Here is a 19,436-nt window from a genome sequence, read left to right as displayed (position 1 = left end):
TTTCGCACTTAAAATACACATGGCTAATATCCAATTGCACTTATTTGAAAGAATTATATAAATTTCTATTAAGACCTATTTTTTATAAATAGAACTTGCGATCATCATACCAAGAAGAGTAAATACCTTGAGATAAGAAGGTTGGTACTCTCGGCAAAAAATAAACAGCAGAACTAGTCCACTGTTTACTTCGCTACGCCTTCATGTAATTTTTCTGTATAATCTTTTACGTCTTTCCAGCTATCTTTTGCTGTATGTAAATCTTCTTTTATAAACGTAAACTCTTCAGGAGTAATTCCTTTTACGTTTTGTAATAAGTTATTATATTTTGCCCCTACTGTATACCATTGATTTGATATGTTTTGCAGTGCTGTAATTGCTGCATCAATCGTTTCAGTCATATTTGTTGTTTTATTTTTTACATCTGTCAAAATTGCGACTTCTGCTTGCGCTCCAGAAATTCTATCTTTTAAATTAGCGATTTCTCGTTCTGCATTTGCGATATCTTTTTTCGCGACGGCAATCATCGGTCCGCCAGCAAGACATGTTATTAGAGCTACGCAAAGTACGCCACCAGCAATAACCATATCATTACTCTTTTTAATCGAATCGTTATATGTATTTATTTGTTGCTCTAGAGCTGGAATACCTGCATTCGTACTTGCCAATATCGCTGTTAACTGATTTGTATCCTCTTTGAAACTATTTGTATCTTTCGCCATTCTATCGCGAAAAGCTTTCAAATTTCCTAATAATCCATCTACCTCATTTTGATTCTTTACAATATCCGCATACAACTTTTCTAAATCCGCTTTTAATTTTCCGCTATCCTTTTGATCAATCGCTATTAACATGTCATTATAATACGATTGAAAAGTATTATTGTAATTAATAATATTTTGATCCGTTTTCATAATTTGAGGCTTCATACTATTTAACCAATACGCCGCATTCATTTTTGCATCTCTTTGATGCTGAATCATATTCCCTTTAAGCTCACCATTAATCGAACTTATTTTGCTTAAATCCGTTTCTTGCTGATTTTGAATTAATTTTGCATATGAATCCATCGCGAATATGCTCGATGTTGTTTGTGCCATTACATCTTGGAATCCTGCTGGGCCAAGAGAGTAATCATTCGCATTTTCTTGTTGTATTTTTACGTTTTGTTCTGCTGCAAAAGTATGTAAAGGAAATGCATTACTCGTTGCCACCCCAGCAATCATTAATGTTAAAAGACATTTCTTATAAAATCGTTTCTGCATACTTTTCACCTAGTTTCTTTATAAGAGTATAAAAAGCTCCTGCTCACAACTGAACAGGAGCTTCAAATCATTCATCAACACTTAACGCTCTAACGATTCGTATTCGATTATGCTTTTTTTGTGTCTACTACTTTAATGTCTTCAGCATAAATCTTTTCTGCATAGTCTTTAATGTTTTTCCAGCTATCTTTCGCAATGTTTAAATCTTCTTTAATAAAAACAAGGTCATTCGGACTAATTGAATCTACATTTTGAAGTAAAGAATTGTATTTTGACCCCATTGTGTACCATTGGTTTGAAATGTTTTGCAACGCTGTAATTGCAGTATCAATCGTATTTGTTAAATACTCCGTTTGTGTTTTAATGTTCGTTAACCCAGCTACTTCTAATTGAGCAGTTGTAACTTGTCCTGTTATTTTTTGAATTTCAGCTTGTGCATTATCAAGTTCTTTCTTCGCTAATACGATACCGGCTGTACCACCGCCTACAGCTGCTGCACCACCTGCAATTAATGCGACTCCTAGCGGCGTTCCTGCGCCCGTAGCAATAACTACTGCACCACCAATAATTGCAATTGGTCCTAGAGCTGTCGCAACTGATGAACCGATAATAATTGCATTATATTTACTAATTGCCTCATTGTACGTTGTAATTTGATTTTGCAGAAGCGGAATTCCTGCATCTTGACTAGCTAATATAGATGTAATTTGATTTGCATCACCCTTGAAGTTTTGCGTATCCGACGTCATTTTATTTCGGAATTTTTTCAAGTCTTCTACTAACTGATCCACTTGTGCTTTATTTTCATTAATACTACTTGATAATCTAGTTAGGCCTTTCGTAAGCGTCGCTTTATCTTTTGCATCTACCGCAGCAACTAAAGTATCATAATAGTTTTGGAATTTCGTATTGTAGTTAATGATATTTTGATTCGTTGAAATAAGCTGTGGCTTCAATACATCTAACCATTGCTTCGCATTTCCTCTAGCTGTATCCTGGTGCTGAATCACTTTCCCTTTTAAAGCCGCATCAACAGATGATACATTTCCAAAGTTAACATTACCTTGTTTAATAATTGTTAAAGCGTACAGATCCATTACTAAAGCGTTTGAACCTGTTCTTTCCATTGCATCTTTTAAGCCTTCTGGTCCTAATGAGTATTCCTCATAGTCATTATAAGCTTTTGCTACCGCATGAACTGGAGCTTGTTTCACTGTACTTTCAGCTGCATACGTATGGGCTGGCATAATGTTTCCTGCTGTAAATACTGCCATAAGTGCTGATAGAGCCATTACTTTATAAGGTTTTTTTGTCATTTTTCTTCTCTCCCTATATCGTTACTTATTTTTAATGTACTTCAACGTTTGTAACGTAATCTTCAAATTGATTTGTTTGCTTATTCATTTCATCACTTACTTTTTTAATTTGATTGAAATGTTTTTGAAGTAAACTACTATCTGTATATGTGCCTTCTTCAACATTTTTTTGAATTTGGATCATATTATTGTTTAGAACTTTCCAATCCGTTAATAACGTTTCTAAAGTTGTAATTTGACGGTCAATTAGTTCTGTAAAGCTACTTACTTGATCTTCAACGAATGTAATTTGTGTCGCCTCTGCTTCAGTTTGTGATAATTTTTGAATAAGTGGTAGGAGCTCTTTTTGTTTTTGCTGAATACGAAGAGCCGCTTCCCTCGTTTGACTATCGGCAGCATTTACAATTTCATTACTTAAAGTACCGATAGAAACAAAATCAATTGTTTTCGTTTGTGCAGTTTGATTTGTAATTGTAAATACTTGTTTACCGATATTAATAGAGCCTTTAATAATTTCTTGAGGTCTATTCAAAATAGTCGTTAATTCAGCTTGAATTTCCCCTTGAATTCTTTTAATATCTTCTCTTAATTTCACAATATCTCCACTTGATCCTTGCAGTGTTTTTATTGCTTCATCAGCTTTAATTGATAAGTTATTACTATCTTTGTCCAATACCGTTTTAAATCGATTTAACTCTAATAAATCTTGCTCCATATTCTCTTGGATGCTTTGTACTTGCAATTGTAGTTTTCCATATGCATTTGTAAAATCTGCTTTTGATTGTTCATCTTCATTTATGTTTCCTGCTAGTTCATAGAGCTTACTGTAATAACTATTAAATCTAATACTATATCTCATCATCTCTTGATTTAAGTCAATTAGCTTCGGATTATATTCATCAATCCACTCTCTTACATTTGCCTTTGCAAACTTTTGATGATTCGTCAAACTACTCATCGCATTTACCTTAATGTCTGGCTGTTGTAAAATAACTAGTCCATATGCTTGTATAAGCGGTGACTGTGATCCTAACATTCTAATTGAATTCGATAATGTATTTGGAGCAATTACATTTTGTGCATATACTGTTTTCACTTCTGTTTGCCCCTCCTTAGCGTAAGCGCTTACAGGAATAAAACAACTCGTAGATACTGCTGTAACCAATAACCCTGTAATTAAAGTCTTTTTCACTTTAACTCCTCCTATGTATTAGTAACTATTACTATCGCATTTTATTATTCTATTTTCTTGCACATAGTTTGAGATGGTTAAAATAGAGAACGTTCTCACCGCGATTCACACACGAACCATCTCTCCCAAATTTTATTGCTACAGTACTTACTTATCGTTATAAAACTTTTCATATGTGGTTAGTATGAATAACATTGCATAAATTTTCTATTTCATCTTATTTCCCACATTGATACAGTGAATATATTACATAAAAATATTATTCATTTTAAACTAATTCACATACATAAATATGAAATTCCGTTTTGTTTTCATATAAGTTTTGTACTGTAAGGTCATTTAAACACAGCTATTTATATAACGTAAAGAAGTATTTTCATTCCCTTTATTTTCAAGCTTTCATGTCTTTATTTTAAAATATAATCCACTTTACTTTTTCAATTGAAATATCCATATATCACAACAAAAACCTCTACTTACTCACAGACACAAAAATTATATCAATATATCTTTCAGACTCGTATGCAATTATGCATAGCGTATACACAAAAAGGATAGCTTCACTTTCGTAAAGCTATCCTTAAAAAACCTTCTTATTTTTTCAAATGATATGGTACTGTTGTAATAACAACATTTCTTTTATAGAGTAAATACGCACGAATGAGTAAACTAGACTGATTATGAAGAATGTTATGCCAACCTTTTTTCGGAATGAATTGTGGTATAACGACCGTAACTCGGTAATTTGATTCACTCGCTTTATACTGTACTGTATCAATGAACTTTGTTAGCGGTTGAATAATACTTCTATAATGAGAATGTAAAGTAACAAGCCTTACTTCAGGTTGCCACTTCTTCCATTTCTCTTCAAATTTCTTTTCCTCTTCTCTGTCAAAAGCGACATATACAGCAATAACTTGATCTGCTGAAAGAGACTTTGCATAGTTCAATGAATTTTCTACTACATGTGTCATACCAGCTACTGGAACGACAATTACATTTCCTTCAATCGGAACAATCCGTTCACAAGTTTTTAAACTTAGTTGGTCTCCTACTGCATCATAATGCTTCTTAATTCGGTGGAACAAGAAGATAATAGCAGGTAAGAAAATAAGGATTGACCAAACTTGTGCAAATTTAGTTAAAAAGAACATACTCATTACGATAAAACTAATGACTGCACCAATTAAATTGACCGTTAATCGTAAAGCCCATCCTTCCGGTTTTTCACGAAGCCATTTTAATACCATACCACTTTGAGAAAGGGTAAATGGAATAAATACACCTACTGCATATAACGGAATTAAATGCTCTGTTTGCCCTTGGAAAGCTACAATTAAAATAATCGATGCGATTCCAAGTATAATAATTCCATTTGAGTAACCTAGGCGGTCTCCTCTAATCGTAAACATTCTTGGTATAAACTTATCTTTTGCAAGGTTTACTGCTAATAACGGAAACGCAGAATATCCTGTGTTAGCAGCAAGGATTAATATTAAAGCTGTTGTACCTTGTATGAAATAGTACATGAAATTACGTCCAAATGTTTGTTCAGCAATTTGTGAAACAACTGTTACTTCTTTACTTGGAGAAATTCCGTAATAATAAGCTAAGAACACAATTCCTGAAAATAAAACTGCAAGTAATGCACCCATTGCAAGCAATGTTTTTGCAGCATTGTTTGGCGCAGGATCTTTAAAGTTCGGAATTGCATTTGAAATTGCTTCAACACCTGTTAAAGCAGAACTACCTGATGCAAATGCTCTTAATAATAAAAATAAACTAATCCCTGCAACTGGTGTTCCAATCGGCGTGTGTAAAGCCTGCGAAACGTGCCCCGTTAAAATATTGTATATCCCTACACCAATTAATATAAATAGTGCCAAAACGAATAAATAAACAGGATATGCTAAAACGGAAGCTGATTCCGTTACACCTCTTAAATTTAAGATGGTAATAAATATAACAAATATAATCGCAATGATTACATTATGTGCATGTAAACTAGGAAAAGCAGATGTGAGCGCATCTGTACCTGCAGACACACTTACCGCAACAGTTAAAATATAGTCAACTAATAAAGATCCTCCAGCAATTAAGCCTGGATTCATCCCTAAATTTTCTTTTGATACAACATACGCGCCCCCGCCATGCGGATAAGCAAAAATAATTTGACGATAAGATAAAATAAGGGCCGTCAATAATACTAATACCCCAATAGCGATCGGAATGGAATACCAATAAGCGATCGCTCCAACACCTGCTAAAGCAATTAAAATTTGCTCTGGACCGTAAGCAACTGATGACAATGCGTCAGAAGATAAAATAGCTAAAGCTTTCGTTTTATTAAGCTTCTGTTCTCCAAGCTCTGTTGATTTTAACGGTCTTCCAATTAAAAATCTTTTAATAGATGAAACCACTGCTGTCCACTCTCCAATAATTTTGTACGAACTTTTCTGCTAGTTATAGCGGATAAACGATTTCTTCAGAAAACAAAAAATGTCTACAAGCCATAACGAAATAGACTTGTAGACATTATTTTTTTTGTCGCACAAGCTCCACCTTCCTTCTCAATATAACGCTTACGAGGTTAGCTGTCGGATTCGGGCCTATGAGTAGCCCTACCTTTTTCAAGGATTCACCCCATTGGATTCAGAACTAATCCATAAGAACGGGTCCCCCGCACCATGCGGTTTCAGCGATTTAGAAAATTGAAACTGTGGATTATAATACTCCTTTATTTTCAAAATGTAAACAAAAATTTTTAAAAAGAAAAAATTAAAATGATTGCGCATAATCCGCTGGTAAATATACATAATGAATACTAAAAAATCAATAAAGGAGATCTATATGTCTAAAGAAAAGAAGCCTATTTTTTCCGATTCCTATTTAGATGCATTAGCAAATGAAATTAATCAATTATACGGTAAACGTGAACAGGAAATAAATTTGACAGATAGAACAAAAAGAAATAAATGATTTGTCATAAAAAAAGAAAGCAATACACTTATATATTGCTTTCTTTTTTATTTTTTCATACATCTAATTCTATTACAGATCTGTTAAAGGTCATCTCTTCATACACCTTTAAATTTTGATATATAGTGCCTAATAATGGTGCCGCTATTGAAAATTGCTCTGCTACATCCAGTAAATATCCTTGCAAGTGCTTCCCTTCAATAAACGAACCCTTTTCCATATCACGTTGCATTGATGACTTCATATCATACGAAATTTTATCAATCGTTTTCATATGTTCCTCGGCAATATTTTCCTTTACGGGGGCTCCTAATACTCTCATGATTTGTACAGATTCCTCAAACACATTACGGATAAAATCACGGCCGCCTTCACTTTCACGGATTGGTCCAATTGGTGCACGCATTAACGTTGTCACACCGGACATTACAGTAATAAATAAATATTTATGCCACATATCTTGCATAATGTTTTCACTTAAAATAAAACTAGATTTCGTACCTGCAAATGCTTTAGAAATATGCTTTATTCTCTCTGAATTTTGAGACTTCATTTCTCCAAACATAAGTCTATTTGCAGCGCTAGTTTGTACAATTTCTCCTTGATCGTTTAACGTCGTCTCGATAAAGCATAAACCACCAATTACTTTTTCCTCACCGAATTCCTTTTGTAATAGCGATACATGAGCAATACCATTTAGCAACGGAATGATTACAGTACTTTCACCTACAAACGGCTTCAAATCTTGAATTGCCTCATTTAAGTGATACGCTTTTGTTGAAAATAGAATCACATCAAATGGAGCAGTTTGATCTTCTTTCGTTATTAATTTCGGTTGGAAGGAAAAATCCCCATTAACACTGCGGATTACAAGTCCTCTTTCCTCCAATTGTTTTTTCCGTTTACTACGAACAAGAAAAGTAACATCTTCTCCTTTTTCTACTAAGCGTCCCCCAAAAAAGCCTCCAACGCCTCCCGCTCCTAATACTAAAATACGCATACAACATCCCCCTTTTCAAAATACAATTTTATAACATTCAGTATACATAACATTATACATGTCCCCTACTAAATAAGCTGAATTTTCATTCTTACTCAAGTATAAAACAGTGGTTATTTTCAAATGAATTTGGGCATGTTGTTTTTATAGCATATTTGGAAAGGAAACAATGTAAATGGAGGCAATACATACAATCGAGGAAAAAGATGTAACAACAGCTATATTTCAATTTATATTCCCGTTTTCTTTTAAAACTGGATATGAACAAAATATGTTCCCTTTCTTACAGAAAAATGATTTTCACCCTTTTCGACTCGATCATCTTGAAAATGAAAATACATACTACGGAAAGTTTCAAGTTTCACATCAAAATATGGAAGCATACTACCTTTCATTTACCAATAAAATTCTCTTTCCTCACTCAGAGCATCAAAAAGGATTGCAGCGCTATTCTAAAGACCTTAACTTAACTGGACATTTAACAACAAATCTTATTTCCGTTCCATTTAAGATTCATTCTATTGACGTAACACTTTGTCCTTATGAGCTTGGCTTCTTAACAATTCGGACAGAAGTAAACACTGCTCCAAACATGACTTTATCCGAAGCAATCGAATTCGCTGCTCGCTTCCGTGTACTTGAAACTAAAAATGATACAAATGAGACTATTTGTATTGAATGTAACGGAAAAAAGTATTCCCAAGTTGAAAAATTCATTTTTGGTTATTTATTTAATGGCGTAACTGATTTCTTTGAAAAGAAGAGATTAAGAAGTTCATACTTTCAAACCTTCCCTTTCTTCGAAGACCAAAGAATGTACGTCCAAACTTTATTGTCACTAAAAGAAGGAATGGAACTTAATGAAGTGGATGTTTATAGTACTTCTAGTCTTTCCGGATTAACAAGTGATGGTAAGCCATATGTGAGTGCAAATAACCTTCCTTACATTCATGACTATTTAAAAAAACACGCTTACCAGAGATGGGCTCCAAATCGTTATTTCATAATGGAAGAACATATTTTTACATGTGTAACAAATGAAGGAGAACGTGAAATCGCTAAACTTGCTAGTCAAATGTACGGAGAATTTTATTACGCTTTATTATTAAACCTATTCCATAAAATTGTTTTATTAAAAATGGCTAACGCCTATGCTGAGCTAAACATTGAACAAGATACTAATGAAATAGAGAAATTAATTTATTCGATCAATTCGTTCACTGCTAATTATTTTTCTTTAGAATTAGTATCCCAATCACAAAGTGAAGATATTTTCTTTCGTTTAAGAAAACTTTTTAATATTGAGGTTCTATACTCGAACGCGAAACAAAATCTTGATAGTTTGTTTAAATATCAAGAAAATGTCGCCTCTAAAAAAGATAGCCTCTTATTATTAATTTTAACGCTCTACTCTGTAGTGGGCCAAATGTTAGGGTTTACTATGATTGACCTTTTAAGAAACACCGATTCAAACAAGTTATCGTCACCTCTTGAATTTTTCGCTCTATTAATTGCGATTAGCGGCATTGTCATTTCACTTATTTTAGGTGCGCAAAGTTTATACCAATGGAGTCTACAACATAAACGAAGAAAAGCTTGGGTTAAACAAACTGTATTGTCTGCTGTGAAAGAGGAAGACGATAAGAAGTAAAGAAAATGAATTTCAAATTACAAATACGTAGCGCGCTGCAGTAAGTGAAATTTTTATGAGCGATTTTCCAGATATATCGACTTACCGACAGAAACCGACAAAAGGCTGAACCGGACAATATAAAAAGGATACTCCAACATAAAGTTTGGAGTACCCTTTTTTATTACACGAATTCCTCTTACTTCCCTGCTTCGATTTTCTCTAATGCAGCAGCTACTTGCTCTTCCGTTAATTCATGTTGTATTACGTAGCGGTTACGTGGACTTACACGACATTCATGAGAACATGCACGTAAATATTTCGCTTCGTTTTCTTCAGAACATAAAATTTTCTTGTTACATTCTGGATTTGAACAGTTTACATAGCGTTCACAAGGTTCACCTGTAAAATGGTCTTTACCAACGATAACATGTTCTTTTTGGTTTACTGGTACAGCGATACGCTCATCGAACACGTAACATTGTCCATCCCAAAGCTCACCTTGTACTTCTGGGTCTTTTCCGTACGTTACAATTCCGCCGTGAAGCTGACTTACATCTTCATAACCTTCACGAACTAACCAACCAGAGAACTTCTCACAACGAATTCCGCCTGTACAGTACGTTAAAATCTTTTTACCTTCAAGTACTTCTTTATTTTCACGAATCCAATCTGGTAATTCACGGAATGATTCGATATCAGGTTTAATCGCACCTTTGAAGTGACCTAAATCAAATTCATAATCATTTCGCGCATCAATGATAACTGTATCTTCTTGTTTCATTGCTTCATAAAAATCTTTTGGCTCTAAATACTTCCCAGTTATTTCGTGTGGGTTAATGTCATCTTCTAGACGAAGTGTAACTAACTCTGGACGAGGACGTACGTGCATTTTCTTAAATGCATGACCATCAGCTTCATCTATTTTAAATACGATACCGTCAAAACGTGGATCATTATTCATTGCTTCCATGTATTTCTCTGTTTGTTCTACAGTTCCAGAACAAGTTCCGTTAATACCTTCTTTTGCTACAAGAATTCTTCCTTTTAATTCAAGTGAATTACAAAATGCTAAATGCTCTGCCGCGAATTCTTCTGGGTTTTCAATTGTTGTGTACATGTAATATAGTAATACTCTGTATGGTTTTGTAGTTGCCAATGTATTTCTACCACCTATCTAATTTTTTAAATCATGTATAAGTTAACGTTCATATCAAAACATATATAATAAGAAAATGAATTCTATTTTCTTTTCTTTATACTATTTTCTATCAGTTAACAAAAATAAAAAACAAGATTACACATCAAAACACTATGGTTATGTTGTAATCCCAATATATTATATATCATACAAATGCAATTCCATCAATTAATATGCTGTATTATCGGCTTTATGTTCACATAAATTTCAAAATTGACCCTTTAATTTATTATGTTTCCCCATGTCATCACACCATAAACTCCCAATTCATTTTACGTTATCACACCATCCATTGCATAAAGGCATATAATTTGCATTAAGGAAACTTTCGTGTTCAAATGAAATTATCATATAACATATCTAAATGTATTGAAATAATGAGTAAGAATAAATACAATAATTTCATCAAGTTAACATTTTAAAGGGGAAAACTACTATGAATAAAGATATAACAAAAGATGAACATCTCCCTTCTGAAAGTACAACCGTACAATCAGCTCACTTAGCTTTAAGTGGAGAAACAAAAGGCTGGAAAAGACTGTTACCATTTTTAGGACCCGCTTTTATAGCGTCCGTTGCTTATATTGATCCTGGCAACTTTGCTACAAATATCGCAGCTGGTTCACAATATGGATATTTACTATTATGGGTTATACTCGCCTCTAACTTAATGGCTGTATTAATCCAAACTTTATCAGCTAAATTAGGAATTGCTACAGGAAACAATTTACCCGAAATAGCTCGTGAAAACTTTCCAAAGCCTGTGTCTATCGGTTTATGGATACAAGGTGAACTAGTTATTATGGCTACAGATTTAGCGGAATTTATTGGAGCTGCATTGGGGCTTTACTTACTATTTGGAATCCCGATGCTACCTGCCGCTTTAATTACAGCAGCCGGATCATTTATTATCCTTGAATTTCAACGTAGAGGATTTCGTCCACTAGAAGCTATTATTACAGGAATGATTTTCATTGTAGTAATTGCTTTTGGGATTCAAGTTTTTTATGCAAAACCAGAATTAAGTCCCCTTCTTTCAGGACTATTTATTCCAAAATTCCAGGGTGTAGACAGTATATTACTTGCAGCAGGGATTTTAGGTGCGACAGTTATGCCGCATGCAATATACTTGCATTCTGCATTAACACAACGCCGTGTGGTCGGAACAACTGACGAACAAAAGAAAAAGATTTTTCGTTTCGAATTTATCGATATTATTATTGCAATGGTTATTGCTGGAGCAATTAATGCAAGTATGTTAATTGTTGCTGCTGCACTATTTTTTAAAAACGGCTTGCACGTTGAAGATTTAGATGTTGCTTACACTCAATTTACCAACTTAGTAGGTCCTGTATCAGCTGCTTTGTTTGGAATTGGGCTCTTATCAGCAGGACTATCTAGCTCTTCTGTCGGTACAATGTCGGGTGATATTATTATGCAAGGTTTCATTCGCATGCATATTCCGTTATACTTACGCCGATTTATTACAATGATTCCACCATTAGTTATTATCGCTTTAGGTGTAAATCCAACTTACGCTCTAGTCATGAGCCAAGTCGTCTTATCATTCGGTATTGCATTTGCACTAGTGCCACTTATTATGTTTACAAGTAACAAAAAGATTATGGGTGCACTCGTTAACCACCGTATAACAACATTTATCGCTTGGATAATTGCAGCACTCGTTATCGTTTTAAATATCTTCTTACTGTATCAAACATTTGTAGGGTAATGAAAAAAGGGTATTCCAATTTTAATTTGGAGTACCCTTTTTGGATGAAATGATTTTCTTCTAGTTACCACTTGTGTATGTCCCTCTTTCCGGCATCATGACACCATTTTCAGTTCGAAAGTAAAGTGGCAATCCTTCCGCAAAAAACATACTTACCTTGGACGGATCTTGCCTTTGATGATGAATATGTAAATGCGGCTCACTTGAACTTCCTGAGTTACCGACTTGAGCAAGAAATTCTCCTTCATTTACATGTTGTCCTTCCTTCACTTTAATTGACCCTTTCTTTAAATGCGCAAGAACCAAAAATGTCCCTGTTTCATCTAGTCGTAAATAAATATGATTTCCCGCCATTGACTGAAAATCATCCGATCCCGGAACTAAATCTTTTTCATCATTATTAATTGATACAACTGTTCCAGAAGCTGGTGCCATTACTCTCGCTCCGTATATTCCATAGGCCTTTAATTTACTACTTTTCACTTCAGCAGGTGGAATGAGAATATCATATGCCCACCTTTCATTTGGTTTTATAACGTGATAGTTCATTTCTAACCGATCACCACCCCAACCTATTAATGCTCGCTCATTCAAAGGAAAACGAACTACTGCTTTAGGACTCATAGATTGTATATCTGCTGGATAAGCAATTCTACCTATATTAGCAAACCAACCGACAGGCCAAGCTCCAATGATAGAAAACAGAATGATTAAAAATAGCGTTCTATCTATCCGCTTTCTAAAAATGCCTTTCCAAAAAAATATTATTACTGATCCTACCAAGAGGAAAACTGAAATAAAACTAAAAGCCTGTATACTCCACCAAACAAAAACTGATGTAACACCATTAGCTACATAAACTAAGATCCAACTTATAATTAAAAAAGAAACTATAATTACTAATAAAAATGCCTTCCACATGTCGCGTCCCTACTCTCATATCCTTTTTCTCAATGATACAAAGTAAAAATTACGACATATAAAAGAAATACTTACGACTTTCTTACTTTTTTATACTGCGGTAATTTCACAGTAAAAACTGTTTCTTTATCGTTACTACGTACAGTGATATCCCCTTGATGGAGATCGGCTATACTTTTTGAAATTGCAAGTCCTATTCCTTTCCCGCCCGTATGAGAACTACGTGATTTTTCACTACGATAAAATTTCTCAAAAACGTAAGGAAGGTCCTCTTTCGGAATACATTGCCCAAAATTTTTAATTTCTATTTCAACATTCATGTCTCTTTTAGAAATTTGAATTACAATCTCCTTTCCGTCTTTCCCGTACATAATACTATTACTAATTACATTTTCGAATAACCTCACCATAAGTGCTACATCCATTTCCACATGTAACTCCTTATCACCTTTCATACAAAAGCTCATATTGGCATCATCTAGTTGTGGTACAAAATCAATCATAATTTGTTCCATTAATGCTTTCATATTTACTACACTTTTATGTAATTCAATCTCTCTATAATTTATTTGACAGTATTCTAATAATTCATCTACTTGATTTTTTAATTCATAACTTTTTCGCTTTAATATGCTTACATACTGTTCACATTCTTCTCCATTTGAATGTAGCTTATTTCCTAACAAGTCCGCGTAACCAATTAAAGATGTTACAGGTGTTCGTAAGTCGTGCGAAATATTACTAATCATTTCATTTTTCATTTCCTGTGATTTTTTTTCATTCTCGATAGACTCTTTTAAGCTTTTCGCCATTCTATTAACATTTGCCGCTAGTTCACCAATCTCATCGCTTTTCGAAATAGGTATATGTATTTCAAAATTACCTTCACTTATTTCTTTCACGTTCTTGTTAATTTGAGACAACCTTTTCATCAGCGTTTTTGTCATGAATGCAAAGTATGTTGTAGTAAAAATCAAAAAGACTATAAAATATAAAAATGAATATTTTTCCTCTAAAACATTAACCTGACTATATATATTTCCAACCAAAATTTGAAACACTATTATACTTACAGTCGCTAACAAGATGCTACATATGAATGCGATAAAAAACTTAGCTCTAATGCCTTGTAATGATTTAATCTTCAATTTTATATCCGACTCCCCAAACATTTTGAATAAACTTCGGTTCTTTTGGATTCTCTTCAATTTTATTTCTTAATCTTGCGATATGAACCATTACTGTATTATTGCTTTCATAAGCCCTTTCTTTCCAAACGCTCTCATATATTTCTTCAATAGTAAATACACGATTCTTTGCAGCTGCCATTAAATACAAAATATCATATTCAGTTTTCGTAAGATTGATTGTTTCTCCATATAACATTACTGTTCTAGACACTTCATCTATTTCTAAACCTCTAATATTTATTTTCTTTTCTATTACTTGGACAGCATTTTGATTGAAATATGTATACCTTCTTAATTGAGCCTTCACTCTTGCAATTAATTCAATTGTACTGAACGGCTTCACAATATAATCATCTGCTCCCGTACTAAATCCGACGACTTTATCTACGTCCGATGATTTTGCACTTAAAAACATAATTGGCAAACTATGTTTCTCTCTAATTCTTCTACACAATTCTATCCCATCCATTTGTGGCATCATAATATCCAAAATAGCAAGTTGAATACTGTTATTATTTATAATTTCTAAAGCCTCTTCTCCGTTATGAGCACTAAAAACTTTAAAACCTTCTTGTATTAAATTCACGTTCATAAATCTAACAATATCTTGATCATCATCTACAATTAAAATTGAATTTTTCTCCATATATAAACCTCTTTTTGAAATATATTCCACAATCAATTTTATCACAAATCAAAACTATACTCCCCTCTTGAATAATCTTTATTTTCAGACTAGATTATATAATAACAACACATTCTAGTTTCAAAAGAAATGGAGTGAAAGTATGTTTCCTATATTGAAAACTGAACGACTCATTTTACGAGAACTTACCGAAGAAGATGCATCAGGTATACTACAATGCTTCTCTAATACTGACGTACTGCGCTATTATGGCCAAAAACCGTTACAAGATATTAATCAAGTGAAACAAATTATTCATAACTTTAAACTGAGTTACAATGCAAGAAGCGGTATAAAATGGGGAATCGAATTAAAAAACAAGAAAGAACTCATTGGAACAATTGGTTTTCACGATTGGTCTTCTGAGCATAAACGGGCCAATTTAAGTTATGCCTTTTTACCTGAGCACTGGGGAAAAGGATATGCGACTGAAGCTGTTTCTGAGGTTATATCATACGGTTTCCATACGATTCATTTAAAGCGGATCGGAGCAATTGTATTTCTTGAAAATGAAGCTTCCAATAAAGTACTATTAAAATTAGGCTTTGAAAAAGAAGGCGTTCTAAAAAATTATATGTATCAAGATGACATTCCCTATGATACGAATTGTTATTCTTTATTAAAATCGTTTTAATAGAATACATGTGTAAAAAAACCTTACTTCAAAAAAGTAAGGTTTTTTGTATTTATTCATTTGCAATATAAGCATTCTTATAAGTATAAATACCACCAAATTGATGCTTTTCAATTCCTTTTACATAATCCTTTTGTACATATGCTGAGCCAATATGATAAAGCGGCGCCACCGCAGCATCTTCTAATAATACCTGCTCGGCTTCTCGCAACGCTTCCCATCGGTTTTCCGTATCTAGTACAAAATCCGTTTTCGCTTTCTTTATTAATTCATCGTAACGAACATTAGAATAATTCATTTTATTATTCGGATTCCCCGTCGTAAATAGTTCTAAATAACTAATTGGGTCTTTATAGTCGGGTCCCCAATTTGCCATAGTTATATCGTAATCACCTGTTTGTTCTAACTGTAATTTTTGCTTAAATGGCTGTTGTTTAATTTGTATCGTTAATCCTTGTAAATTCTTTTCTAAATCACCTTTTATATATTCTGCCATACGTTTTGCGTTATCTTGTTCAAATGTTAAAAACTCGAAGTTTACTTGCTCTACTCCAAGCTCTTTTTTCGCTTCTTCCCAATTTTTTTTCGCACTTTGTACATCATATAAAGAAAGGTTTCCGTTTTCTTCCCTAAAATCTTTTCCCGTTTCTTCATTGATATGCCCAACTGGTACTAGCCCAGTTGCAGGTTTTGCTCCGTTATTAATAAAATGAGCAACGAAATCCTCTTTATTTAACGCGAATGAAATAGCCTGACGCACTTTCTTATTTGCTAACGCACTATTTTTTTCATTAAAACGTAGCATAGCAATTGCAGGTTCGCTCGACATATGTAACTCCTTATCCCCTTTATACTTGTCTACAAATTGAGAATTAATAGGCACCCGGTCCAAATTACCAGCTTCGTATAAATTAACAGCGGTCATTGTATCCTTTACAATTTGAAAGTTTATCTCGTCTAATTTCACTTTCTTTTCATCCCAATAAGTAGCATTCTTCTTTAATTGAAACTCTTGTTCATGCTTCCATTTCTCTAATACAAATGGACCGTTATATATAAGATTATTAGGTTCCAATGCATAATTTTTTCCTTGTTCTTTCAAAAATGATTCATGCTGTGGTAAATATATAGGTAGTGCTAACAACTGTAAAAAATAAGGAATTGGCTGTTCTAGTTCCACCTCTAACTTATAATCATTTATAACTGTAACCCCAAGTTCATCAAGAGGCATCGTCCCCTTATTAATCTCTTTCGCATTTTTCACATAAAAGAGCATGGACGCATATTGAGACGCTGTTTCAGGGGTAATTGCACGTTTCCACGCAAACATAAAATCATGCGCTGTCACATTGTCCCCATTTGACCATTTTGCATCTTTACGCAAATCGAATGTATATTTTTTACCATCTTCACTTCTTTTAAACGATTTTGCTACTGCTGGAATCGGCTGATCTTGATCATCTAATGCATACAATCCTTCAAATATGTTTTGCATAACGTGCGCTGACGTACCATCCATCGTTTTCGCTGTATCAAGAGAAGGAATTTCTTCTGATACTGTTACATTTAATACTTGTTTTTTTGCCTTTGTATCACTTTTATTTTCCTTATTATTACAAGCTGTTAATAATAAAGATGTAACAAGTGCCATTACCATTAAACGGCTCTTCTTTCGCTTCATGAGTTGTTCTCCTTAAATATAAAATATTATAAAGCGTAATATATTATAGCAGAAATACTACCAGAAAGATGCGACATTCTTTTGAATATTTATTCGTTCAAGAAAAAAGCTACCCTTTTAAAAAGGATAGCTAAAGATTGAATATTTAATCTGCGCTGTTCGCTCAAGTATTTATAAAAAATCTCTTATTGCATACCTCTCTTTTTATTTTAACTTTTCTTCTGTTTCATGTAAATTTCCCCATAACTAACTTAATAGACGTATAGGGTACAGTTTGGTTGGGATATCTTCCTATCTCCATTCAGCAATGCCACTTTGTTTTTTGGAATTCAGGTCAAATAGAAAGTGATATTTTACAAATCTTATACACTTAAGGATTTTGTAAGGATCAAGTAAGAAAAACTTGAACTTTGTTTCGTATAGTCAAAATATAAAGTGAAGGAAGAAAGGTTAGGAGTTACCAGAGCGATTACGACAAAATTAGAACTGTTGGTTTTAGATGAACATATCAATGATTTAGACATTGTTACAACAGGACCTTAATTTATCATACCTATTTTTCACCATCACATATTGGAGGTTAAAACATGAATAAAAAAAAGAAAATACAAAAATCAATACTTTCCTTTACCCTGCTCTTTTCTTTAGGCATTTCATCTTTTCCGCTTACAACAGCTATTCACGCAAATACACGTGAGGAACCATCTGTAGAAAAAAAACGAGTCTCTTTAACGGAGCGTACATCATTATTTTTTGAATATCTCCAGCAAGATAAGTATGCAGAGGCACTTCAGTTGACGTCTGCTGCTTTTCAATCCAAGTTTACAGCAAACACATTACAAAACTGGTGGACACAGAGTGGCTGGAGCGGGATAAAAAGCATGGGGCCCCCCGTGATAAAAGAACGAAACTTAGTCCATCAGACGGTGGAAATGCCAGCAGTTATCGAAGGAACTACCATAACGCTCCTCCTTAAATTTACACCTGGCGGGAAAGTAGATGAAATTGGAGAAAGGCCTCCCAAGGAATCATATACCATCCCGCATCCTAGCTATGATCAACCTGACTCTTATCAAGAACGTGAAATCGTCATCGGAAATTCCACCTATCCGTTACCAGCGACATTAACGGTTCCGAAACATAAGCCTGGTGAAAAGCTACCCGTAGTTGTTCTTGTTCATGGTGCTGGCATCCATGATCGCGATAGCACATATATGGGAACAAAAATCTTACGCGATCTTGCGGTGGGCCTTTCATCCAACGGAATTGCAGTGTTGCGCTATGAAAAACGTACCTTAGAACACGCATTAAAGATGAGTGCAGAACCTGTTACGTTAGACCGTGATACTACAGATGATGCCATATATGCAGCAAAATCAGCAGCGCAGCAGGAAGGCATTGATCCAAATAATATTTTCATTCTTGGACATAGTCTAGGAGCTGGCGCAATGCCACGTATACTAAGCAAATCACCTTCTTCACTTGTTAGAGGAAGTATCTTACTCGCACCACCTGCACGCCCCTTGACTGACATTGCTATTGATCAGAATCAATACCTAGGAGCACCAAAGGAAGTAATCGATGAACTAAAAAGACAAGTCGCTTTTATCCAGGATCCTACTTTCAATCCTGACCACCCTCCAGCTGGCTACAATTTTGGATCACCTCATTTTATGTATGACGTTTCTAGGTGGCGTCCAGTTGAAGAGGCAAGATTACGAACAGAGCCTTTACTGATTCTGCAAGGAGCACGCGATTATCAAGTAACAGTAAAAAATGAATATACAAAATGGCAGGAAGGGCTTTCAAACCGCAGGAATGTTCAGTTCAATGAATACCCAAAATTGAATCATTTCTTCACAGAGGGTGATGGGGAATTAAGTCTTCCTAGTGAATATGAAATCCCTGCTAATATTCCTGAATACGTAATTCAGGACATTATTAAATGGGTCAACGCGACAAAAGAATAAGAAACATCAAAATCCTTTCAATAATCATTATTACGTGAAG

Annotated in this window: 15 protein-coding genes and 1 riboswitch; of the genes, 5 read left to right on the top strand and 10 right to left on the bottom strand. The window is 34.1% G+C overall.

Annotated features, from left to right (window positions below):
* Positions 1–185 precede the first annotated feature (185 nt).
* The 4 genes from EGX95_RS07950 to EGX95_RS07935 form a co-directional block, all read right to left on the bottom strand.
* Positions 186–1,265: a non-hemolytic enterotoxin subunit C gene (locus EGX95_RS07950; RefSeq protein ID WP_001172007.1), complete on the bottom strand. Its 1,080-nt coding sequence runs from the start codon at positions 1,263–1,265 to the stop codon at positions 186–188.
* Positions 1,266–1,372: 107 nt separating this feature from the next.
* A complete protein-coding gene (nheB, locus tag EGX95_RS07945; protein WP_000162994.1) occupies positions 1,373–2,581 on the bottom strand; it encodes a non-hemolytic enterotoxin NHE subunit B in 1,209 nt (402 codons plus the stop codon).
* 31 nt (positions 2,582–2,612) lie between these two features.
* Positions 2,613–3,773, bottom strand: coding sequence for a non-hemolytic enterotoxin NHE subunit A (gene nheA, locus EGX95_RS07940; protein ID WP_000751836.1), 1,161 nt, complete (start codon positions 3,771–3,773; stop codon positions 2,613–2,615).
* A gap of 593 nt (positions 3,774–4,366) precedes the next feature.
* Positions 4,367–6,193, bottom strand: coding sequence for an APC family permease (locus tag EGX95_RS07935; RefSeq protein ID WP_000254879.1), 1,827 nt, complete (start codon positions 6,191–6,193; stop codon positions 4,367–4,369).
* Positions 6,194–6,337: 144 nt separating this feature from the next.
* A riboswitch (cyclic di-AMP (ydaO/yuaA leader) is annotated at positions 6,338–6,484 on the bottom strand.
* Between the two features lie 139 nt (positions 6,485–6,623).
* On the opposite strand from EGX95_RS07935, the gene EGX95_RS30900 reads away from it, so the two are divergent.
* Positions 6,624–6,752, top strand: a complete 129-nt coding sequence (locus tag EGX95_RS30900; RefSeq protein WP_000031869.1) for a hypothetical protein — start codon at positions 6,624–6,626, stop codon at positions 6,750–6,752.
* Between the two features lie 55 nt (positions 6,753–6,807).
* Here the strand turns inward: EGX95_RS30900 and panE are convergent, their stop codons facing one another.
* Positions 6,808–7,752: a 2-dehydropantoate 2-reductase gene (gene panE, locus EGX95_RS07930; RefSeq protein WP_001221878.1), complete on the bottom strand. Its 945-nt coding sequence runs from the start codon at positions 7,750–7,752 to the stop codon at positions 6,808–6,810.
* 175 nt (positions 7,753–7,927) lie between these two features.
* On the opposite strand from panE, the gene EGX95_RS07925 reads away from it, so the two are divergent.
* Positions 7,928–9,403, top strand: coding sequence for a hypothetical protein (locus EGX95_RS07925; protein ID WP_063246785.1), 1,476 nt, complete (start codon positions 7,928–7,930; stop codon positions 9,401–9,403).
* Positions 9,404–9,581: 178 nt separating this feature from the next.
* Here EGX95_RS07925 and EGX95_RS07920 read toward each other — a convergent pair whose 3' ends face one another.
* A complete protein-coding gene (locus tag EGX95_RS07920; RefSeq protein WP_000246213.1) occupies positions 9,582–10,541 on the bottom strand; it encodes an oxygen-dependent tRNA uridine(34) hydroxylase TrhO in 960 nt (319 codons plus the stop codon).
* A 478-nt stretch (positions 10,542–11,019) separates the two neighbouring features.
* Between EGX95_RS07920 and EGX95_RS07915 the strand changes: the two genes are divergently transcribed.
* Positions 11,020–12,315 (top strand): Nramp family divalent metal transporter, encoded by a 1,296-nt coding sequence (locus EGX95_RS07915; protein WP_001030679.1) that lies wholly within the window; start codon positions 11,020–11,022, stop codon positions 12,313–12,315.
* Positions 12,316–12,375: 60 nt separating this feature from the next.
* On the opposite strand, the gene EGX95_RS07910 is transcribed toward EGX95_RS07915, so the two are convergent.
* The 3 genes from EGX95_RS07910 to EGX95_RS07900 form a co-directional block, all read right to left on the bottom strand.
* A complete protein-coding gene (locus EGX95_RS07910) occupies positions 12,376–13,236 on the bottom strand; it encodes a M23 family metallopeptidase (protein WP_000265299.1) in 861 nt (286 codons plus the stop codon).
* Positions 13,237–13,307: 71 nt separating this feature from the next.
* Positions 13,308–14,384: a sensor histidine kinase gene (locus tag EGX95_RS07905; protein WP_000695278.1), complete on the bottom strand. Its 1,077-nt coding sequence runs from the start codon at positions 14,382–14,384 to the stop codon at positions 13,308–13,310.
* The gene (locus tag EGX95_RS07900) at positions 14,374–15,072 is read right to left on the bottom strand and encodes a response regulator transcription factor (RefSeq protein WP_000414532.1); all 699 of its coding nucleotides are present in this window, start codon (positions 15,070–15,072) and stop codon (positions 14,374–14,376) included. The genes EGX95_RS07905 and EGX95_RS07900 overlap by 11 nt, the downstream gene beginning before the upstream one ends.
* 142 nt (positions 15,073–15,214) lie before the next feature.
* Between EGX95_RS07900 and EGX95_RS07895 the strand changes: the two genes are divergently transcribed.
* Positions 15,215–15,745, top strand: a complete 531-nt coding sequence (locus EGX95_RS07895) for a GNAT family N-acetyltransferase (RefSeq protein WP_000483991.1) — start codon at positions 15,215–15,217, stop codon at positions 15,743–15,745.
* Positions 15,746–15,797: 52 nt separating this feature from the next.
* Here EGX95_RS07895 and EGX95_RS07890 read toward each other — a convergent pair whose 3' ends face one another.
* Positions 15,798–17,426, bottom strand: a complete 1,629-nt coding sequence (locus EGX95_RS07890) for a peptide ABC transporter substrate-binding protein (protein ID WP_000823536.1) — start codon at positions 17,424–17,426, stop codon at positions 15,798–15,800.
* A 587-nt stretch (positions 17,427–18,013) separates the two neighbouring features.
* Between EGX95_RS07890 and EGX95_RS07885 the strand changes: the two genes are divergently transcribed.
* On the top strand, positions 18,014–19,396 hold the full coding sequence (locus tag EGX95_RS07885; protein WP_001035240.1) for an alpha/beta hydrolase family protein: 1,383 nt from the start codon (positions 18,014–18,016) through the stop codon (positions 19,394–19,396).
* The last annotated feature ends 40 nt before the right edge of the window (positions 19,397–19,436 follow it).

Source organism: Bacillus sp. FDAARGOS_527 (genome assembly GCF_003812125.1).
GTDB lineage: Bacteria > Bacillota > Bacilli > Bacillales > Bacillaceae_G > Bacillus_A > Bacillus_A paranthracis.
Note: the sequence above shows the minus strand (reverse complement) of the source record. Positions and strands in the feature narration are given on the sequence as shown.

Bases quoted from the DNA above. Each gene is read 5' to 3' on its own strand.
- EGX95_RS07895 (WP_000483991.1), top strand. From the start codon at position 15,215: ATGTTTCCTATATTGAAAACTGAACGACTCATTTTACGAGAACTTACC.
- EGX95_RS07885 (WP_001035240.1), top strand. From the start codon at position 18,014: ATGAATAAAAAAAAGAAAATACAAAAATCAATACTTTCCTTTACCCTG.
- EGX95_RS07890 (WP_000823536.1), bottom strand. From the start codon at position 17,426: ATGAAGCGAAAGAAGAGCCGTTTAATGGTAATGGCACTTGTTACATCT.
- EGX95_RS07900 (WP_000414532.1), bottom strand. From the start codon at position 15,072: ATGGAGAAAAATTCAATTTTAATTGTAGATGATGATCAAGATATTGTT.
- nheB (WP_000162994.1), bottom strand. From the start codon at position 2,581: ATGACAAAAAAACCTTATAAAGTAATGGCTCTATCAGCACTTATGGCA.
- EGX95_RS07950 (WP_001172007.1), bottom strand. From the start codon at position 1,265: ATGCAGAAACGATTTTATAAGAAATGTCTTTTAACATTAATGATTGCT.
- panE (WP_001221878.1), bottom strand. From the start codon at position 7,752: ATGCGTATTTTAGTATTAGGAGCGGGAGGCGTTGGAGGCTTTTTTGGG.
- EGX95_RS07915 (WP_001030679.1), top strand. From the start codon at position 11,020: ATGAATAAAGATATAACAAAAGATGAACATCTCCCTTCTGAAAGTACA.
- EGX95_RS07925 (WP_063246785.1), top strand. From the start codon at position 7,928: ATGGAGGCAATACATACAATCGAGGAAAAAGATGTAACAACAGCTATA.
- EGX95_RS07910 (WP_000265299.1), bottom strand. From the start codon at position 13,236: ATGTGGAAGGCATTTTTATTAGTAATTATAGTTTCTTTTTTAATTATA.
- EGX95_RS30900 (WP_000031869.1), top strand. From the start codon at position 6,624: ATGTCTAAAGAAAAGAAGCCTATTTTTTCCGATTCCTATTTAGATGCA.